The organism is Mesorhizobium sp. f-mel, from assembly GCF_053850215.1.
Genome location: NZ_JBSPTO010000033.1, coordinates 1 through 19701, shown reverse-complemented (window position 1 = coordinate 19701; position 19701 = coordinate 1). Strand labels below are relative to the sequence as shown.

General features: G+C 61.4%; 18 protein-coding genes, 2 tRNA genes and 1 pseudogene. 7 read left to right on the top strand and 14 right to left on the bottom strand.

The features are described from left to right. Nucleotides 1-80 precede the first annotated feature (80 nt). A complete protein-coding gene (gene argS / locus ACWUKX_RS27120) occupies nt 81-1838 on the bottom strand; it encodes an arginine--tRNA ligase (protein ID WP_456009790.1) in 1758 nt (585 codons plus the stop codon). 74 nt (nt 1839-1912) lie between these two features. Beyond that, on the bottom strand, nt 1913-3127 hold the full coding sequence (locus ACWUKX_RS27115; RefSeq protein ID WP_456009789.1) for a deoxyguanosinetriphosphate triphosphohydrolase: 1215 nt from the start codon (nt 3125-3127) through the stop codon (nt 1913-1915). Nucleotides 3128-3200: 73 nt separating this feature from the next. Here ACWUKX_RS27115 and erpA point away from each other — a divergent pair, with 73 nt between their 5' ends. The 4 genes from erpA to ACWUKX_RS27095 all read left to right on the top strand — a co-directional run bounded on the left by erpA (nt 3201) and on the right by ACWUKX_RS27095 (nt 5134). Further along, nucleotides 3201-3548 (top strand): iron-sulfur cluster insertion protein ErpA, encoded by a 348-nt coding sequence (gene erpA, locus ACWUKX_RS27110; protein ID WP_029353177.1) that lies wholly within the window; start codon nt 3201-3203, stop codon nt 3546-3548. Nucleotides 3549-3550: 2 nt separating this feature from the next. Continuing rightward, nucleotides 3551-3943 (top strand): VOC family protein, encoded by a 393-nt coding sequence (locus tag ACWUKX_RS27105; RefSeq protein ID WP_456009788.1) that lies wholly within the window; start codon nt 3551-3553, stop codon nt 3941-3943. A 7-nt stretch (nt 3944-3950) separates the two neighbouring features. Then, nucleotides 3951-4745, top strand: coding sequence for an exodeoxyribonuclease III (xth, locus tag ACWUKX_RS27100; protein ID WP_456009786.1), 795 nt, complete (start codon nt 3951-3953; stop codon nt 4743-4745). Nucleotides 4746-4843: 98 nt separating this feature from the next. Beyond that, the gene (locus tag ACWUKX_RS27095; protein WP_456009784.1) at nt 4844-5134 is read left to right on the top strand and encodes a hypothetical protein; all 291 of its coding nucleotides are present in this window, start codon (nt 4844-4846) and stop codon (nt 5132-5134) included. Nucleotides 5135-5218: 84 nt separating this feature from the next. Here the strand turns inward: ACWUKX_RS27095 and ACWUKX_RS27090 are convergent, their stop codons facing one another. The 9 genes from ACWUKX_RS27090 to ACWUKX_RS27050 form a co-directional block, all read right to left on the bottom strand. Then, entirely contained in the window at nt 5219-6055 is an 837-nt protein-coding gene (locus tag ACWUKX_RS27090; protein WP_456009783.1) for a tetratricopeptide repeat protein, read from the bottom strand. Continuing rightward, a complete protein-coding gene (gene ilvD / locus ACWUKX_RS27085) occupies nt 6042-7766 on the bottom strand; it encodes a dihydroxy-acid dehydratase (protein ID WP_456009782.1) in 1725 nt (574 codons plus the stop codon). The genes ACWUKX_RS27090 and ilvD overlap by 14 nt, the downstream gene beginning before the upstream one ends. Before the next feature lie 279 nt (nt 7767-8045). Beyond that, nucleotides 8046-9278, bottom strand: a complete 1233-nt coding sequence (locus ACWUKX_RS27080) for an OmpP1/FadL family transporter (protein WP_128341499.1) — start codon at nt 9276-9278, stop codon at nt 8046-8048. A gap of 433 nt (nt 9279-9711) precedes the next feature. Next, nucleotides 9712-12495, bottom strand: coding sequence for a valine--tRNA ligase (locus tag ACWUKX_RS27075; protein ID WP_456009781.1), 2784 nt, complete (start codon nt 12493-12495; stop codon nt 9712-9714). Nucleotides 12496-12716: 221 nt separating this feature from the next. Next, complete coding sequence (locus ACWUKX_RS27070; RefSeq protein ID WP_456009780.1) at nt 12717-13634, bottom strand: DUF2497 domain-containing protein; 918 nt, start codon at nt 13632-13634, stop codon at nt 12717-12719. Nucleotides 13635-13845: 211 nt separating this feature from the next. After that, on the bottom strand, nt 13846-15252 hold the full coding sequence (locus ACWUKX_RS27065; RefSeq protein ID WP_456009779.1) for a TolC family outer membrane protein: 1407 nt from the start codon (nt 15250-15252) through the stop codon (nt 13846-13848). A 185-nt stretch (nt 15253-15437) separates the two neighbouring features. Next, the gene (locus ACWUKX_RS27060) at nt 15438-16106 is read right to left on the bottom strand and encodes a protein-L-isoaspartate O-methyltransferase family protein (RefSeq protein ID WP_065007752.1); all 669 of its coding nucleotides are present in this window, start codon (nt 16104-16106) and stop codon (nt 15438-15440) included. 107 nt (nt 16107-16213) lie between these two features. Continuing rightward, nucleotides 16214-16287, bottom strand: a tRNA-Cys gene (locus tag ACWUKX_RS27055). Between the two features lie 329 nt (nt 16288-16616). Continuing rightward, nucleotides 16617-16877 carry a hypothetical protein gene (locus tag ACWUKX_RS27050; protein WP_029353198.1) on the bottom strand — a complete coding sequence of 87 codons (261 nt, stop codon included), beginning with the start codon at nt 16875-16877 and terminating at the stop codon, nt 16617-16619. A 221-nt stretch (nt 16878-17098) separates the two neighbouring features. On the opposite strand from ACWUKX_RS27050, the gene ACWUKX_RS27045 reads away from it, so the two are divergent. Both ACWUKX_RS27045 and ACWUKX_RS27040 read left to right on the top strand, forming a co-directional pair. Then, a tRNA-Asn gene (locus tag ACWUKX_RS27045) sits at nt 17099-17173 on the top strand. 82 nt (nt 17174-17255) lie between these two features. Then, nucleotides 17256-17981 carry a phosphatidylserine/phosphatidylglycerophosphate/cardiolipin synthase family protein gene (locus tag ACWUKX_RS27040; RefSeq protein WP_456009778.1) on the top strand — a complete coding sequence of 242 codons (726 nt, stop codon included), beginning with the start codon at nt 17256-17258 and terminating at the stop codon, nt 17979-17981. A 190-nt stretch (nt 17982-18171) separates the two neighbouring features. On the opposite strand, the gene ACWUKX_RS27035 is transcribed toward ACWUKX_RS27040, so the two are convergent. After that, on the bottom strand, nt 18172-18390 hold the full coding sequence (locus ACWUKX_RS27035) for a DUF7660 family protein (protein WP_456009777.1): 219 nt from the start codon (nt 18388-18390) through the stop codon (nt 18172-18174). A gap of 86 nt (nt 18391-18476) precedes the next feature. Between ACWUKX_RS27035 and ACWUKX_RS27030 the strand changes: the two genes are divergently transcribed. After that, the gene (locus ACWUKX_RS27030; protein ID WP_456009776.1) at nt 18477-18656 is read left to right on the top strand and encodes a hypothetical protein; all 180 of its coding nucleotides are present in this window, start codon (nt 18477-18479) and stop codon (nt 18654-18656) included. Nucleotides 18657-18731: 75 nt separating this feature from the next. Here the strand turns inward: ACWUKX_RS27030 and ACWUKX_RS27025 are convergent, their stop codons facing one another. Next, nucleotides 18732-18896 (bottom strand): hypothetical protein, encoded by a 165-nt coding sequence (locus tag ACWUKX_RS27025; protein ID WP_456009775.1) that lies wholly within the window; start codon nt 18894-18896, stop codon nt 18732-18734. A 420-nt stretch (nt 18897-19316) separates the two neighbouring features. Beyond that, nucleotides 19317-19701, bottom strand: a pseudogene (locus ACWUKX_RS27020) (AhpC/TSA family protein); the annotation flags it as partial.

The window sequence follows — 19701 nt, the reverse complement described above, 5'->3', positions numbered from 1 at the left end:
TTCGGACGCCATGGACGTCGCGCAGGGTTGGCCCTTACCAGCGCAATGTGGGCAAAAGGTGACAGGTTTTTTAGTCAAACCTAACGCATTTCGGTGGGCGCATCGGCCCCGATCAGCGTCAGGCCGGACGTCAAAACGTCCGAAACAGCCTGCACCAGCCCTAGTCTGGCATGCGTCAATTGTCGGTCGTTAACCTTAACAAAACGTAAGTCCGGATTCTCGGTGCCGCGGTTCCAATGTCCGTGGAAGCTGGAGGCGAGATCGTAGAGGTAGAATGCCAGCCGGTGCGGCTCGAGCGCAAGTGCCGCGGATTCAATCAGCCGCGGATATTCGGCAAGCTTCCTGATCAGGCCGATCTCGCCTTCGTCGGTCAGCGAAGCGGTGGCGGCGGCCAGCCGATTGCGGTCGAAATTGGCCTCGCCCAACTGTTCGCTCGCCTGCCGGAACACCGAATGGCAGCGCGCCGAAGCGTACTGCACGTAGAACACCGGATTGTCCTTCGACTGCTCGGTCACCTTGGCGAAGTCGAAATCTAGCGGCGCATCGTTCTTGCGGTAGAGCATCATGAAGCGAACTGCATCTCGACCGACTTCTTCAATGACTTCGCGAAGAGTGACAAAATTGCCGGTCCGCTTTCCCATCCTGACCGGTTCGCCCTCGCGAAAAAGCCTCACCAACTGGCAAAGCAGCACTGTAAGCTTCACCTCGTCGCCGGAAATCGCCCGGGCGAGCGCTTCCAGGCGCTTCACATAGCCGCCATGATCGGCGCCAAGCACATAGATCAGCTCGACGAAACCGCGATCGACCTTGTCCTTCAAATAGGCGACGTCCGCGGCGAAATAGGTGAAGGTGCCGTCCGACTTGACCAGCGCCCGGTCCATGTCGTCGCCGACCGCTGTCGAGCGGAACAGCGTCTGCTCGCGATCCTCCCAGTCGTCCGGCTTCTCGCCCTTGGGCGGCGGCAGCTTGCCCTTGTAGATATGGCCCTTGAGCGTCAGGTCGTTGATGGCCGAACGGATTTTCCGGGCGTTGTCGGCGTGCAGCGTGCGCTCCGAGAAAAAGACGTCGTGATGCACATTGAGCAGCGCCAGATCCTCGCGGATCATGGCCATCATCGCATCGATCGTCCTGTCCTTGACGATGGCAAGCGCTTCCTCGTCGGACATCTGCAGCAGGGAGCGGTCGAATTCGCTGGCCAGCGCCTGGCCGACCGGCACCAGATAGTCGCCCGGATAGAGCCCGGCCGGAATCTCGCCGATGTCGTCGCCGAGCGCCTCGCGGTAACGCAGCATGACCGAGCGGCCGAGCACGTCGATCTGCGAACCAGCATCGTTGATGACATATTCCTTGGTCACGTCATAACCGGCGAAGGCCATCAGATTGGCGAGCGCATCACCCACCACGGCGCCACGGCAATGGCCGACATGCATCGGTCCGGTAGGGTTAGCCGAGACATATTCGACATTGGCTTTCTTGCCGCCGCCGACCGTCGAGCGGCCGTAATCGCGGCCTTCGCCGAGCAGCACAGTCAGATGCAACTGCCAGAACGCGTCCTTGAGCCTGAGATTGACGAAGCCTGGACCGGCAATGTCCGCAGCGGCGATGTCGATGTCGGCGCGCAGCGCCTGCGCCAGCCTTTCAGCCAGTGCGCGTGGGGGCTGGCCGGTCGGCTTGGCCAGCACCATTGCCGCATTGGTCGCCAGGTCGCCATGGCTGGCGTCGCGCGGCGGCTCGACGGCGATGCGCGACAAGTCCAGCGAACCGCCGTCTTTGTCTTTTAAATCAAGCGCTTCGACAGCTCTGGTGATTCGCGCGTTGAAATCGGCGAAGATGTTCATTGGTGTAGCTCTGGGGTGTGGCTCTGGCGGCTTTGCAGGGATCCGGCTTATTGGCCGGCAAAATCGAGCTCGGCCTAGCTTAATTCAGGCGTATGGTCAAACAAACGGCGGTGTTCTTTCAAAGCGTAGGTATCCGTCATGCCCGCCAGGAAATCGGCGACGCTGCGCGCCTTGATGCGATCGTCGGCCCGGTCGAGCCCTTCGCGCCAGCCGTCGGGCATGGCGCGCGGATCGGCGAAATAGACCTCGAACAGGTCGTTGACGATCTGCTCGGCCTCGTTACGCACGCGCATGACCTCGCTGTGCCGGTAGAGATGCTTGTAGAGAAAGGCCTTCAATTCCTTTTCGAACGCCGCCATTTCGGCTGAAAAGGTCACCATCGTCTCGCCTGCCGCCCTTACCGCGTCGGCGCTGTCCGGCTTGATGCGGGCCAGATTGGCGGTGGTGGAAACGATGACATCCTCGACCATCATCGTGATCTGCCGTCGCATCAGTTCGTGCCCTGTCCTCACATCGTCCAGCGCCGGATAGCGCTGGCGCACGCCTTCGAGGATCGAGCCGGGCAGCGAGACCTTTTCCAGCATGCCCAGCGTCAGGAAGCCGGATCTCAGGCCGTCGTCGATGTCATGGGTGTTGTAGGCGATGTCGTCGGCGATCGCTGCGCACTGCGCCTCGATGCCGGCGAAGCGGTCGAGTTCGAGGTCGTGCAGCTCCGAATAGTCGCGGATCGCCTGCGGCACCGGCCCCTTCAGACCCTTTCCGCTGGCGTCAGTCAGCGGTCCGTTGTGTTTTACCAGGCCCTCCAGCGTTTCCCAGGTGAGGTTGAGCCCGTCGAACTCGGCATAGCGGCTCTCCAGCCGCGTCACCACGCGCAGCGATTGCGCGTTGTGATCGAAGCCGCCCCAGACGACCATTTTCTCGTTCAGCGCGTCCTCGCCGGTATGGCCGAAGGGCGTGTGGCCAAAATCGTGCACCAGCGCCACCGCCTCGGCCAGGTCCTCGTCGCCGCGCAGCGCCCGCGCCAGGGCACGCGCTATCTGCGCCACCTCGATCGAATGCGTCAGCCGGGTGCGGTAATGATCGCCCTCATGCGCGACGAACACCTGCGTCTTGTGCTTCAGCCGGCGGAATGCCGTCGAATGGATGATGCGGTCGCGGTCGCGCTGGAATGGCGTGCGGGTCGGGCTCTCCACCTCGTCGAACAGCCGCCCGCGCGACTTCGCCGGATCGCAGGCATAGGCCGCGCGCGGCCGATAACCAAATCCGATGTCGCCCAACTCGTTTGTCATCGCCGCTGCCGCAGTTGACTTGCCCCCTCGCGCTTCATACCTATCATGTGAAACCGAAAGCAAGGTGACGCCCATGGGCGCTGATGCCAAGACCGCCATGAAAGTCGAGATGACCGACGCCGCAGCCAGGCGGATCGCAAAGATTGTATCTGGCGAAGCCGGCAAGACGGCGCTGCGCGTTTCGGTCGAGGGCGGCGGCTGCTCCGGCTTTTCCTATAAGTTCGACCTGGTCGAAACGCGCAACGATGACGACGTCGCCATCGAGAAAGACGGCGCAACCGTACTGATCGACGACCTCTCGCTGGTCTATATGGGTGGCTCGGTGATCGATTTCGTTGACGACTTGATGGGCCAGTCGTTCCAGATCAGGAACCCGAATGCGGTCGCCTCGTGCGGCTGCGGCACCAGCTTCAGTATTTAGAAATGCCTGCCATCGGCGCGGTCCGTCAGGTCGCGCTTTCAGCCGGGCGCGATCTCGATGCAACGCTGGCGTTCTGGCACGACGTGCTTGGCATGACGGTGCACGTGCGCTTCGATCCGCCCGGCATCGCCTTCATCATGGCCGGCGACGTGCGGCTGCTGTTCACCGATGGCCTGCCGGCCGGCACCGTCTATCTCGACATATCGGGCCTCGACGATTTCTACGCCTCGGCAAAAGCCGCCGGTGTCCCCTTCACCGCGCCGCCGATGCTCGTCCATCGCGACACCGAGGGCCTGTTCGGGCCGGCGGGGGAAAGCGAATGGATGGCCTTCCTAAAGGACCCGGCAGGCAATACGATCGGCATCGTCGAACGTCATCCGCCGGAACAGCAATGAGGTCGTCATGAAAATCGTCACCTGGAACATCAACGGCGTTCGGGCCCGCATCGGCAATTTGACCCATTGGCTGACGGAAAGCGCGCCTGATATCGCCTGCCTGCAGGAGATCAAGACCGTAGACGAGCAGTTTCCGCGCGCGGAGATCGAGGCGCTCGGCTACAACGTTGAATTATATGGCCAAAAAGGTTTTAACGGCGTCGCCATCCTGTCGAAGCTGCGCTTCGACGAGGTCATCAGAGGCTTGCCGGGTGACGACACCGACGAGCAGGCGCGTTTCATCGAGGGCGTGTTCTCGACCGACAAGGGCGCATTGCGCGTTGCGTCGCTCTACTTGCCGAACGGCAACCCGATCAATGACGAGAAGAAGTTCTCCTACAAGCTTTCCTGGATGGCGCGGCTGGAGCGCTGGGCCGAGGAACGGCTCATGCTCGAAGAGGCGCTGGTGCTGGCCGGGGATTACAATGTCATCCCCGAATACATCGACGCGAAATTCCCGGAGAACTGGCTGAGCGACGCGCTGTTTCAGCCGCAGACGAGGCAGGCGTTCCGCCGGCTGAAGAATCTCGGCTTCACCGAAGCGGTGCGCGCGGTCACCGACGCGCCGGACATCTTTACTTTCTGGGATTATCAGGCCGGCGCCTGGCAGAAGAACAACGGCATCCGCATCGATCACTTGCTGCTCTCGCCCGAAGCCGCCAACCGCTTTTCCTCGGCCTCGATCGAAAAGCATGTGCGCGCCTGGGAAAAACCCTCCGACCATGTGCCGGTGGCCGTCGAACTGGCTTTCGCGCCAATCTGATCATTTCGGGGCTCGGACCACCGGATTCCCGGTTGATGGACCGTCATATCGCCACAATCGGGGTTTCCGCTGCAATCCGGGTTCGGCCGGGGTTCAAGATGACGATCAGATTTGCGCTTTGCCCATGTGCCGCCGCGCTCGCCCTCGCGGCGACGCCGGCGTTTGCCGATCCTGAATGCCTGGCCAACGGAAAATCATTCCAGATCGGCCAGGTCGCCTGTCTGACGCTGTCCGGCCGGAGCCACCTCGCCCGCTGCGATATGGTGCTCAACAACACGTCATGGACAAAGATTCGGGACGAATGCCCGCGAACGACGCTGGCGCCGTCGGCCACGCCAATTTCAACACCTGAGTCCGGTCTCGTTCCGACGGGACCCACCGAGAACTGATCTTCCGACTTGATTTTTCGAAGTAGCCAGTCCTCCGACTTATTGCCTTCCTCACTATCGGCTTCGTGGCTACTGGCTTCTTGGCTACTGGTCGCCGCCGCCCTTGGTGAGGATGTCGTCGGCCAGCGAAATCGCGGTGCGGCGGTCGGCCTCGCCCGCGGCGGCAAACGCCTCTTCCTGCATGCCGCGTATCCATGGCTGGTCGGAAGGTGAGGCCCGTTCGAGCGCCGCGGTCATCATCGCCAGCCCCCGAACGATCTTACCGCTCTGGAAAAGCAGATGGCCGAGCGTTGCCTGCGCGCCGGCATGGCCCTTTTCCGCGGCGAGTTGGAACCAGCGTCCGGCCTGCTTGATGCTGGCCTTGACGCCGCCCTTGCCATTCAGGAAGATCTGGCCCATCTCGAACTGGGCATTCGGGTTGCGGTAATTGGCGGCGGCGCGCATGTAATATTCCTGGGCCGCCACCTCGTTCTCTGTGATGGGGCTGCCGGGGATGCCCTTCCTCAAATAGTCGCCGAGCGCCACGAGCGCGTCCGACACATAGCTCTCTTCCGGCGAACCGGGCTCGACGTCCTGGTCGGCGATCTCGCTGAAGAACTTGAACGCCGCATAGTCGTCGCGCTCCACGCCGTCACCCTCCGCATACATACGCGCAAGCTTCCAGGTGGCGCCGATCTGGCCGTTTTCGGCCGCGTATTTGTAGGCCTCCGCGGCCTGTTCCTTGCGTCCGTTCTTATAGGCGGAGAAGCCGAACTGAAACACCGCCCACGGGCTGGACTGCGGCTTCACGCCGGTCTTGTCGTCGAACACCTTGTCGTCGAAGGCCATGGCCTGGTCCGCGGCGCCCAAGGTCGCGCCAAAAGTGGCGATAGCGACCAGTGCCGAAAAGACAGACAACCTCAGCAACTCAGATATCCGCATAACAATGTGTTTCGTTCGCACCACCGGGATGGGTGACCGCGCCGTCGCGGGCAGGCCCCACCGTTTGTGCATATTTCCAGATCGCGCCCGACTGATAGTCGGTCGCGCGGGCCTTCCAGGCCTTTGCCCTGGCCGCCAGTTCGGTGTCGGACAGCGCCACCTCGATCGTGCCGTTCACCGCGTCGATCGAGATCAAATCGCCATCCCTGAGCAGCCCGATCGGACCACCCACGGCGGCTTCCGGCCCGACATGGCCAATGCAGAAGCCGCGTGTCGCGCCCGAAAAACGTCCGTCGGTGATGAGAGCCACCTTGCCGCCCATGCCCTGGCCATAGAGCGCCGCCGTCGTCGATAGCATTTCGCGCATGCCCGGACCGCCGCGCGGACCCTCATAGCGGATGACGAGGACCTCGCCTTCGCTGTAGCTGCGATCCGTAACCGCCTCGAAACATTCCTCTTCCGAATCGAAACAGCGCGCCGGACCAGAGAATTTCAGCTCCGACATGCCCGCGACCTTCACGATCGCGCCTTCGGGGGCTAGGTTTCCCTTCAAGCCCACGACGCCACCCGTTTGGGTGATTGGTCGGTTGGCGGGACGGACCACATCCTGGCTATCATTCCAGGCTACGTGCTCCATATTTTCGGCTAAAGTGCGGCCGGTCACCGTCAGGCAGTCGCCATGCAGATAGCCGTGGTCGAGCAACGTCTTCATCAAGAGCGGAATGCCGCCGGCCTCGAACATGTCCTTCGCGACATATTTGCCGCCCGGCTTCAGGTCGGCGATGTAGGGCGTCTTCTCGAAGATCCTGGCTACATCGAAGAGGTCGAACTTTATCCCGGCCTCATGCGCGATCGCCGGTAAATGCAGCGCTGCGTTGGTCGAGCCGCCGGTGGCCGAAACCACGGTCGCCGCATTCTCCAGCGCCTTCAGCGTGACGATGTCGCGCGGGCGGATATTCTTTGCGATCAGCTCCATGATCTTTTCGCCGGAGGCGAAATTGAAGCGGTCGCGCATCTCGTAGGGCGCCGGTGCCCCGCAGGAATATGGCAGCGCCAGACCGATGGCCTCGGCGACGGTGGCCATGGTGTTGGCGGTGAACTGGGCGCCGCAAGAGCCGGCCGACGGACAAGCGGCTTGTTCGATTTCGAGGAGCTCGGCGTCGCCGATCGTGCCGACCGAGTGCTGGCCGACGGCCTCGAACACATCCTGCACGGTGATCTGCCGGCCCTTGTAGGAACCGGGCAGTATCGAGCCGCCATAGATGAAGATCGACGGCACGTTGAGCCGCACCATGGCCATCATCATGCCGGGCAGCGACTTGTCGCAACCGGCAAGGCCGACCAGCGCATCGTAGCAATGGCCGCGCATGGTGAGTTCGACCGAATCGGCTATGACCTCGCGCGACACCAGTGACGATTTCATGCCCTGGTGGCCCATGGCGATGCCGTCCGTGACGGTGATGGTGCAGAATTCGCGCGGCGTGCCGTTCGCCGCGGCGACGCCCTTCTTGACCACCTGCGCCTGGCGCATCAGCGAGATGTTGCACGGTGCCGCCTCGTTCCAGCAGCTCGCGACACCGACCAGCGGCTGCGCGATCTCGGCCGCCGACAATCCCATCGCATAGAGATAGGAGCGGTGCGGCGCGCGCGCCGGACCGACGGTCACATAGCGGCTGGGCAGCTTGGCCTTGGAGATGACTCTGGCGTTCATACTCTTCCTTGCCGCGGGCGGTGCGACCTGCCCCATTGCCGAGCCTCTTTGGGCACGTGTTCCGGGACAAATTCGAGTGCGCCGGGTTTATGGCGGGAAATAGGCAATCTCCCCGGGCGTCCTTGTGGTGCGAGGGTTGCTCAGAAACTGTTGCCAAAACGTCACAATCGCGGGAGGCAGAGGGGTGCCGCGTTTTTGTAACGCCGCCTGCATGTCAGGAAGCCGCTCGAACAAAAAAGCCGGGCAATGCCCGGCCTTTTTGCTATTGAAAACTTATGTTTAGAACTTGACCTTAACCGAAGCTGAGCCGGCAAGGAGCAGATCGTCGTCGTATGTGTAGGTGATGGCATTTGCCGTGTCACCAACACCGGTGAAGGTCGACGACCCACTGGTCAGAACACCGATCGAACCACCAAGTCTGACCTCGATCTTGTCGTTCGGCGAATAAGAAATGCCGCTGGCCACGGACCAGGTGTCCGACTGATAGCCGGAGGTCGTCGAGGTTCCACGATCCCAGGTCAGCGAAACCGCGCCAGACAATTGGTCGGAAAACTTGTGAGCTATGCCACCCGAAACCGTCCAGCCGTCGCGATAAAGCAGGTCGAAAGAAACGGGCGAGGGAGCGCCGGTCACCGGACTGCGCACGCCATTGATGGGAATGACGCCAAGCCTGCTCCATTCCTGCCAGCGGATGGAACCAAAGGCCAGCCAGCCAGGCGCTATACCGCTCTGCAGCTTAAGTTCCACAGCTTGGGGTATCTCGGCCGAGGCGGAGACAGGGAAGACCCCGGTAGCGCCTGGAATCAGATCCGCCGGAAAGGCGCCCCTAAAACCAGTGGTGTCGACAGTTCCCGACAGCTCGTCATATTTGTAGCTCGAAGAGTACATCAGGCTTCCGCGCAAGGCGATTTCGGGAATTTCATAGGCGGCACCAACACGCCAGCCCCACGCCTCGTCAGAAAGCTTGAACTCGCCGATGCCGGTATTGCCGAAGGCCAGCAGTGTCTGGCGGGACAGAAACGCATCGACCTCCTGGTAGGAGACGCCGCCGATGAACCGCATGGAGCCCTTGCCGACATTTACCTTGTAGGAGCAGGTAAGGCCGAAATCATTTGTTTTGACGAAGTATTCAACCGCCGTTGGCGAATAGGCGTTGTTCATTCCGAAGTCTGCCTCCGCACCATACGGTTCCGTATAGGTCGCAAGGCAATCCACTGGTTCAAAGATGTTGGCCTTGATACCGATGCGCGGCACCGCATAGTCGCCACCAACATCCACTGATGAAGACGACAATGCAACCGGGTTCGGCGGGGAATCCAAGCGCTGCACATTCTTCAATTTGCGCTGTGGCGAAACATATGTGACGCCAGCATCGAACGAATATGGCGCGGCATCAAACAACTGGTCGATGTTGACACCGCCCCGGTCGAAGCCGCCGGCGTTCGCAACGCCCGAAGTCAATAGAGAAAAGCACCCCGCCCCCAGCAGCGCTTTCCGACGCAAATTGTTCATGAATCTCCTCCCGAATACGAATGGGATTAAGCTAGAACCAATTCAGGTTAACGGCGCAACAATGAATTCCCGATGCGGTACATGTACACCTTCGCCGACCGCATTTTAGACAAAGTGACAGCTTTCACCGCAAAGCCAGAAAACGGCCCGTTTGGTTGCAAATCGACAAAAAATTCAGAAAACTCGCGTGGAACGACGCCAAAACGGCCGGTTTTGCGAAGACAAGGCCACATTGTTACATTATGGCAACAATGGGGCTAAAACATTCCGTTTACGTCAAGATTTACGCTGCGGAATGCCTATTTCGCGTCAGGAAGCCGTCCGAAAAGCAAGGTCGCAGGACTCGCGAATCCTGAGCATCGGACCCAAAAGCGGAAGCCGGTTTTGGTCAATCCGAACCTCAGCCAATTCGATTCTCAAACCCCAGAATAAGTCAACCGGCTTCGCGCACTCGTGTCAGCGCTACCGAAAGCTTTTCTTGCGCCTCGCGATACTCGGCGAGTTTTTCGCGCTCGGCTTCCACGACATCTTCCGGCGCGTTGACGACGAATTTCTCGTTGGACAGCTTCTTGTGCAGGCGGGCGATCTCTTCGGTCACCTTGACCAGTTCCTTCTGCAGCCGCGCCGCCTCGGCGGTAAGGTCGATCAGGCTGCCGAGCGGCAGACAGATGGTCGCCTCGTTGAGCACGATCTGGGCGGAGCCCTTAGGCGCCGTATCGACCAGCGAGATGTCGCCGACCCGCGCCAGTCGCTTGATGGCCGATGCCTGGCGCTCAAGCCTTTCGTGGGTCGCGGTATTGGCGCCGATCACCATCAGGGGCGCGATCGCGGCCGGCGGCACATTCATTTCCGAGCGCACGGAGCGGATGCCTGAGACGAGCTCGACCAGCCAGTTGATGTCGGCGGCCGCTGCCTCATCCTCAAAGTCTGGCGACGGCCACGCGGCATGGCAAAGCAGCGACGGCCGTTCCTTGCCCTCGCCTGATGTCTCAGCCCACAGTTCTTCGGTCATGAATGGCATCATCGGATGCAGCAGCTTGTAGATCTCGTCGAGCACGAAGGCGATACAAGCCCGGCTTTCGGCCTTGGCAGCCTCATCCGGACCTGTGAACACCGGCTTCAGCAGTTCCAGGTACCAGTCGCAGAAGAGGTTCCAGACGAAGCGGTAGGCCGCACCTGCAGCCTCGTTGAACCGGTATGAGGTGATGCCATCGGTGATTTCGCGCGAGGCGCGGGTCAGTTCGGTCAGGATCCAGCGGTTGACCGCCAGCTTGGCGTCGTTCAGCCAGAACTCGTCGTTCCTCGCGACGTCGTTCATCTCGGCAAAGCGCGTCGCGTTCCACAGCTTGGTGCCGAAGTTGCGGTAGCCGGCGATGCGGGCCGGATCGAGCTTCACGTCGCGTCCTTGCGCGGCCATCACCGTCAGCGTGAAGCGCAGCGCGTCGGCGCCGTATTCATCGATGAGATCGAGCGGGTCGATGACGTTGCCTTTCGACTTCGACATCTTCTGCCCGTTCTTGTCGCGCACCAGCGCATGGACATAGACGGTGTGGAACGGCTCTTCGTCCATGAAGTGCAGGCCCATCATCATCATGCGGGCGACCCAGAAGAAGATGATGTCGAAGCCGGTCACCAGCACGTCGGTCTGGTAGTAGGTTTTCAGCTCCGGCGTCTGGTCCGGCCAGCCAAGCGTCGAGAACGGCCACAGCGCCGACGAGAACCATGTGTCGAGCACATCCTCGTCGCGGGTCAGGATCTCGCCCGGCTTGAAGTTCTCGAGCTTGTCCTCGACCCAGGCCTTCCAAGGCCCTTCCAGCGCCAGATAATATTCGACGGCGGCCGCGAGCGCCTCCTCTTCGGTCTTCTCGACGAAGACGCGCCCATCCGGTCCGTACCAGGCCGGGATCTGGTGACCCCACCAGAGCTGGCGCGAAATGCACCAGGGCTGGATGTTCTCCATCCAGTCGAAATAGGTCTTTTCCCAGTTTTTCGGCACGAAATTGGTACGGCCCTCGCGCACCGCACGAATAGCCGGTTTGGCGAGCTCCGCCGCGTTCGCATACCATTGTTCGGTCAGGAACGGTTCGATCGGCACGCCGCCGCGATCGCCATGCGGCACCGCATGGCGATGCGGCTCGACCTTTTCGAGGAAACCGCCCGCCTCCATCAGCTCGACGATCTTTTTGCGCGCGACGAAACGATCGAGGCCGTTGAGTTCATCCCAGACGGCCTGGCGCTCGGGCGTCACCTCCAGCCCGGCAAGAAAGTCGTCATTGTCCGTGAGGGTGACCGCCGCCTCTACGGTGAGGATATTGATCGCCGGCAGCTTATGGCGCCTGCCGACCTCGAAGTCGTTGAAGTCATGCGCCGGCGTGATCTTGACCGCGCCGCTGCCTTTCTCCGGATCGGAATATTGGTCCGCCACCACCGGGATCTTGCGGCCGACGATCGGCAGGACGAGGTTCTTGCCGACCAGATGCCGAAAACGCTCGTCGTCGGGATGCACCGCCACCGCCGTATCGCCCAGCATCGTCTCCGGGCGTGTCGTTGCCACGGCGATGAAGGTTTTAGGATTTTCCGGATCGAAAACCTCGCCCTCGACGGGGTAGCGGAAATGCCAGAGGTTGCCGTTGACCTCCTGCTGTTCGACCTCGAGGTCGGAAATCGCAGTCAGGAGCTTCGGGTCCCAGTTGACAAGGCGCTTGTCCTTGTAGATCAGGCCTTCCTTGTAGAGCGTGACGAACACTTCGAGCACCGCCTTGGATAGGCCCTCGTCCATGGTGAAACGTTCTCGGCTCCAGTCGGCCGAGGCCCCCAGCCGCTTCAACTGGTTGAAGATCGCGCCGCCGGATTCAGCCTTCCACTCCCAGACTTTCTCGATGAACTCGTCGCGCGTCAGGTCGCGGCGGTGGATCTGCTTCTCCATAAGCTGGCGCTCGACCACCATCTGCGTAGCGATGCCGGCGTGATCCATGCCGGGCTGCCACAGCACGTTCTTGCCGCGCATGCGCTCGAAGCGCACCAGAATGTCCTGCAGCGTGTTGTTGAGCGCATGGCCCATATGCAGCGAGCCGGTGACGTTCGGTGGCGGGATGACGATGGTGAAGGCTTCCGCACCCTCCTCGGCGCCCGCGCCGGCACGAAACGCGTCGGCCTCCTCCCAGATTTTGGCGATCTTCGGCTCGACGATTTTAGCGTCGTAGGTTTTTTCGAGCATAGGGAAATGGTCCGAGCTGTCGGGTTTTTTGCTGGTCCGGTGTAAATCGGAAGGTCTTGGCCAAGTCAACCGCGAGGCGGCAGGCGAGCGGGCTCGCCTGCCATACAGATAGATCTGACAAGATCACAGGCAATGCCACTGCCGAGGCCGTAGGCATTAAATCGCACATCAACAAAACGCCGCCAGCGGCGGCGTTCCCCATCCGCCAACCGTCGGAATTGTTACTGCGCGCCGCGCGCTACGCGCTCGATTTCCTCGCGCACCAGCCGCTCGACCAGCGTCGGCAGATTGTTGTCCAGCCAGTCCTGCAGCATGGGCCTGAGCATCTCCTCGGCCATCTCGTCGAAGGTTTTCTTGCTGCGGCTGGCGAACGCATCGGAAAGCTCGCCGAAGGCGGCGGCGACCTGCCGGCCCGTATGTTCGGAAAGGATCGCCGGACGAGTGGACGGTGCCTCGCTTGTCGCCGGGCGCGCCAACCCGCTTCGCGGCGGGGCCGGCTCGAAAGCAGGTTCGGCCGCGTCCTCGAAAACCTCGGCCTTCGGTTCGGCGTCCGGCGTTCGTCGCACCTCGGCCCTGTCCGGCTTGGCCGCGGTCATCGTTTCGCCGACGGCGGCGATCTCACGCCGCCAATCGGCAACAATGCTGTCGGTCGTCTCGGCAACCCTTGCCGTCGCAGGCATATCCAACTCCGGCTTGGCGGCCGGGCCCGGCTCGGCCGCGGCCCTGGCACCAGCAAGCGTCACGGGCGCTTTGACCGGAGTCGGGTCGGAACGCAGCGGCGGCTCCATACGTGCGATGACAGGCTCGGCGGCCGACGGTGGCGCCTGCACCTCGGTCAGCGTGACCGGCCTCCTGGCGTCGAATCCCGGACGCAACTCGGCGCGAAACGCACCCGCCTCCGGTGGCGCCCCGCCTACCGCCGGCGGCGCCACGCCTACCGCCGGCGGCGCCTCGCCTGCCGCCGGTGGCGGCCCGCCTACCGCCGGTGCCGGCACGGCAACCGACGCTAAATCCTGCAGCAGGTCGTCCGCTTCGTCCGGCTGCTTGCGGCCGGTATCGTTGTCCTCGATGATCCTCCTGATGGAAGCCAGTATCTCCTCCATGGAAGGTTCGCGCTGTACGCTGCTTGCTGTCGCCATCGTCACATCCGCCGCCCTTGTGACTCGTTGCAGATTTCCAGTCCGGCCAAAGCCGGATTCGAATCATGGCAACAGCGTAACCGACGGATCGCCTTACGAGAATCCCCAATCTGAGGGCGCGTTGGATTTCAACAGATTAGAGCCCGCGCGTTCCTTTGAACGGCGGGCTCTAATGCCTTGAAACTGGACGGAATTGAAACTGGTGGAGCGATCAGCGGCCGTCTGGCGTGCGCAGGCCGATCCACTTGTCCTTGACCGCATTGTAATGCTCTTCGGGTCTGTATTTCGTCACCTGAAGGGCGAGACGATCGACCGAAAGACGACCTATCGCCGAGAGGATGGCATAGCTCGCCACCACCAAATCGCGTTCGGAACTGGCCTGGTTGATCTTGGCGGTGATGAGGGTGGCTTGGGCGTTGAGAACGTCGAGCGTGGTGCGCTGGCCGACATTGCGCTCCTCGATGACGCCGCTCAAGGCAAGCTGCGCGGCGGCGATCACCTGCCTGTTGGCCACCACGGTTTGCTGCGCGGCGATGTATTGCGTCCACGCCGAGGTCACGGCTTGCCGCACGGTGTCACGGCTTACATCGACCTCGATCCGGGCCTGGCTGAGCGATTCCTTGTTCTGGCGCACTATCGCCGACGTCCGCCCGCCCGAATAGATCGGTATAGTCAACGTCGCACCGATGCTGGCCGAATTGGTTGTGCCATCCTGCCCCGTATCGGCAGAGCCCGGGGCCGTCCTGCGAAAGGCGCTGGAAACGCCGGCGGAAGCCGAAAGCTGCGGCAGCAGCGCGCCTTCGGCCGATTTCACCGTAAACGCCGCCGCATCGACCAGATGCTGGGTCGAGAGGATGGCCGGGTGCTCGCTGGATGCGATCGCGATCGCCGCATCGAGGTTCGACGGCAACAGCTTCGACAACGGCGAAGCGCCCCTGAGCCTGCCCGGCTCGTCGCCAACGATCTGGCGATAGGTCGCAGCGCTTGCCAGCGCCTGGGCGCGGGCGGCGGCCAGTTCCGCCACAGCGGACGAGCGCTCGGCATCGGCCTGTGCCACGTCGGTGCGGGTGCCTTCGCCGACGTCGAAGCGCGAGCGCGCGGCGCGCGCCTGCTCGGTCAGGAACTGCAGGTTCTGCTCCGTCAGCACCGCCACTTGGCGGTCGCGAATCACGTCCATGTAGGCGCTTGCCGCGTTGAACAGAATATTCTCTTCGGTGTTGCGCAGGCTCTCGAACGAGGCGCGGACCCGCGATTCGGCGGCGGCGACGTTGTTCCTGGTCTGAAAGCCGTCGAACAGGGTCTGGTCGATCTGGACGCCGAAGTTGCCGGTGGTCAACGAGATGCCCCGGTTCGAACCGAGATTGGTACGGGCATCGAAATGGCTTCTGGAAAAGTCGATGTCCGCAGAACCGGTGATGGTCGGGCGCCACCCCGACTTGGCGATGGCGACGCCCTCATCGGTGACACGGACGCCGGCACGAGCCGAATTGAGCTGGGAATTGTTCTGGTAGGCTTTTGAAAGTGCACCGAGAATAGTTTCCGCCGAGGCGGCCAGCGGAGAAAGCGCGGTCGCCGAAACGAGGACGGCGGCAAAAAGGCTCTTGCGTAAAGACGGCACGTTATTCCCTCATTCGTTTTGCATGGGAACCACACCGCGCCGGCTTCTCCCATTTGGGCAGCCGGCGCGGTGTGTTTCAGGTTCCCTGCTGTCAGCCCCCAAAAGAACACCCCGGTTATGCGGATCAGCAACGATTGTTCAGCGCAAGCGAACATGACAACGCCTTTGCTGCAAGCCAAAATCATTCAGAACTCAAACGCACGAATACGTTCGAATCCCGGTAGTGGCTTAATTGCCGCATTAAATGCGCCTCTTCCGGCTACAACCCCCCCTGTTTTCAGAAACAATCGGGCCACACCCGAATTCCCCTGCCCTTCGACGGCGACGAGCCGACCGCCTTCCGCAAGCTGGTTGAGCAGCGACTCCGGCACTTTCTCCACGCTGCCGCCGATGAAAATGACATCGTAGGGTGCTCCCGCGGCATGGCCTTCCGGCAGCGGTCCCGTGACCACGCTGACATTGTCGCAGCCAAGCGCCGAAAGAGTCGACATGGCGGTCTCGGCCAATGCCGGATCGCTTTCCAGCGCAACGACGGACTTTGCCAGCCGCGACAGGATCGCCGCCGCATAGCCGGTGCCGCAGCCGACATCGAGCGCCGAATCGCCAGGGCCGATTTCGGCCAGCTGCATCAGCTTGGCCAGCGGCGAGGGCTCCATGAGGTAGCGGGGGCCATCCGCTGCATTGGCAATGCGGATGTCTTCGTCGATATAGGCTAGATCGCGCTGGCCGGGGGCAACAAAGGCCTCGCGCGGCACGACAAGCAGCGCCTCGAGCAGCGGCGCGCTGGTCACGTCGGTGGTGCGGATCTGGCCATCGACCATCTTCACCCGACGTTCGGCAAAATCAGCGCTCATGTTCCAACCAATCCGCCCAAAACCAATCTGCTTGCCGCGCCAAGACCGCGGCTCATTTCGACCGGAACTCAAGCCCCCTGGCGCTGGTGCGCGGGAGCTTGGGCATTTGGAGGCCTCGCCCGGAATCGAACCGGGGTGCAAGGATTTGCAGTCCTCTGCGTAACCACTCCGCCACGAGGCCTCATTGCTCCCGGCGTTCCACCCGGTTCCAATAGGTTGCGGCGAAAATGCCGTCAAGCGGCCATGGTGCATTCCGGACGGTTTCCCCTCGACCATGATTCCACGCATCGCGTCGTCGACACGCATGCTGCAATCAAAATATTAGTTAACTGTTAAGTACGGAATTTTGCAAAGGGAAGCCCGGGGCCTGGACCTCACGTCGGGTAAGCAGAAGGTCCGCCATTTTGAAGGAGTTGCAAGGGCCGGAAAAAAGCGCGCCGGGCATCAGCCGGGTTGCGTCGAGCCGGAAAGACCGCCCCTTCACAGAGGCTTGCCACGCGGTGCAAACCGTCAGTTCGGCCGCCGCCGCCGTTCCCACCACACGACAAGCCGGCGCCGGTGGCGGCGTACCAAGGCGAACTCGTAGGAGAGCACCAGCAATCCGATCGGTATCATCCAGAATCCCAGGATCGGCAGGAAGCCGAGAATGCCGCCGAAGATCAGCACGACGCCGATCGCAATCCTGAGGCCGCGCGAGCGCGGCATGGTGAACTGACGGCCGAAGACCGATATTTTCCGTGCCGGTGGATGGTTGTGGCTTGCTGCGCTCATGTATGATCGGTGGTCCGTTCGGGCAAAGTAAAAGCACCAGCTGACGAAAGCCGCAACCACGTTTTCGGTTCCGCGCACCCCGTCAGACCGCTCATATGAGGACGCGCGCACATGATTGCGAGAAATCGTCGCGCGAAAAAGCGCGGAAAAATACGAAATGCTTCTTTGCAAAGCCGAAACGGGTTTGCTATAGGCTGCGCCACTCACATGAGAGCCTCTGTTCCCCGGTAGCTCAGTGGTAGAGCAACCGGCTGTTAACCGGTTGGTCGCTGGTTCGAATCCGGCCCGGGGAGCCAACATCTTCAATAACTTAGCTTAAATCTACTCCTGCCAACCTGCTGGCTCAGTCCGCTCCGGGCAACATTTGGGGCAACATAGATGCTCTACCGCCAGATCGACGCGCAAGAACTCTACGTCCGCATTGGTCACCATATTGAGGCGATGCCCGCCAGGATTGAGCTCCACAGCGCGGAGAAAGAAATTTGGGTTAGCCAAGCTGTTGCCCTGGTTGAGGCCGTGGGCAACATAAAAGATACGTTGGCAATACGGGACGCGGCGGAATGGTACAGCGCGCACCCAAACATCTACGCAAACAGCTTCTGGCTCATCCTTCAGAGAGCACTGGCCCGCGCAGAGCTTGCCGCCCCCGCCTCATCGTCCGGATCGTTCCTGCCGGTCGGCAGCGCTATGGACGCCATGACCGCGATCGGAAAGGTTCTGAAAGAAGCGCGTGCGAAGCTACTTGTCGTCGACCCGTACCTGGACGAAACCATTTTGACCGATTTTGCGCCCATGAGCATGGAGGGTGTAAAGCTAGAACTTCTTTGCGACGGCGCCACGGTGAAGGCCAACCTGGCGCCTGCGGTGAAGCGTTGGACTGCACAGTATGCTGCGAAGCGTCCGATCGAAGCGCGGAGCGCCGGTCCTCGCCTCTTGCACGATCGGCTTATTGTCGTCGATGACACGAAGGGCTGGACGGTGAGCCAGTCATTCAAGGATCTCGCCGCACGCTCGCCGGCATCGATAACGGTGACGCCTCCCGAGGTCGCTAAGCTTAAAATTTCTGCTTACGCAGACCTGTGGGCCGGCGCCATTCCGCTATGAGAGAGAGGCGACCTTTCTATCGTATTTTCACCGTGACCAAACAGGAAGCTGCGACGCATCAGATCGAGGCCGCAATAGCAGCGCAAAGCCTATGCGCGGCCCTCGAATCCGCTGGCGTCCAATTCATCGCCGAGAATGGCGGGGGGGCAGGCGTAAGGATGGCGCGGCCACCGGGCTAAAGCCGGGAGCGTTACTCATAGATCGCAGCGGCTTGCATCAGTTTAGCTGCGTGGGTCCAAGGATTTGTTTCGGCAGGCCACTGCCAATCGTTTACCCAAGCCGACATCGCCTCCAAAAAGTCATCAAGCTTGATGTTTTCCCAATTGTCGGCACCCGCCCTCAGCTCTTCACGCATCTGCGTCAAGAGATCAATAAACCCTTCTTTGTCGTGGACTTCGTCTGCTGTCATCGTGATCCTCTTTGAAATATCTAGGGAACGGTTTCCAGCCTCGCGGGTTTGAATCGCGGGCGAACGCTTTTGAAGGCGGCATCACCATGCAACAGATCAACGACACCAAAAAGCTGCTTAAGCAGCTCGATGAGAGGGAGCGGCAAAGCCTCATCCGCATCAAAGAAACTCAGGAACTCATCGAGCAGAACCGCCGGCTGACAAAGAGGTCCCGTGGAATCCTTGCGCGCGCGTCCGAACTTGCCGCCGCGCTTGGCAGGACCTAACGACCGGACTTGAGGACCGGTTGCTTTCCGAGTGAGCGGTTGGCACCATATCCTTTCGTCGCCAATCTGATTGCGCTAGACATTGCATACTTTTGCCTTCGCATAGCCTGTCGGTGTCGTGTCTGGCGTGTAGATCAAGCCGACTGCCTTGCCGCGGCATCGGGCGCACCGGAGCTTCGGAATGATGTCGTCAGCCATCGCCGCCGCGTCCGGGCCGTAGCGGTCGCGGTCGCGGAGCATCGCCAGATCCAGCTTCTGGTTGTGGTTGCATGTCGCATGATGACAGAACGCCGTCACTGTCATCCTGGCGTCGATCAGCGATTAAAATGTCCAGCCCCTTGCCATCGAGGATGAATAGCGCTGGCGTCATTGTTCCGGCAAGTCCCTCAGCGGCCTTGCCCAGATTCCCGCTTTGGGTGGAAACTTGCCGTATGGGGCGGCTGTCGGAACGACGTGATCGCGGCAAGGGAGCGGACGTGGCCTCGCATATGCGCTGAGGCTCGCTCACTCCAGCGCCGGGTTCACTCTGCGGGGCCGTTGAATGGAAATCGCTACGAAGCTTACGGGCAGACCTTAGCTGCCGCGCTTGAGCACCCTGATGATGGCTCAAACCCACAGAATCACCACAGGACGGTGGTCGTCGAGCGAGCTTTTCAGCTATTAATGTGCGACTTGGGAAGCTGCCGACATCAATTCCTCGGGATTCGACGCCCTGAACGCATTCAGGCCACCCTCCAGAACTTCAGTGAAGCTCCAGCGTACGATACCCGCCCGGTCGAGTAGGAACTGACCGAAAGGCTGCCCCAGGCCGCCGGAAGCCATCATCTGCTGATCGGCTTCCGTAATCTCATATCCTTCCTTCTTGTTGAGAAACTCGTCCATTGCCATCACGTCCATAGGCTCGGGCAACTCGCCCGGGAGATGAATCCGTATCGCCATGACCGTGTCCATCCCGACCTCGCGCAGGCGGAAAGCACAGTGCGAGGCCCGCTCCGGGTCGGATGCGGCGAGAAGATCGGGTGCCGGGTGGTAACGGAAATAGAGC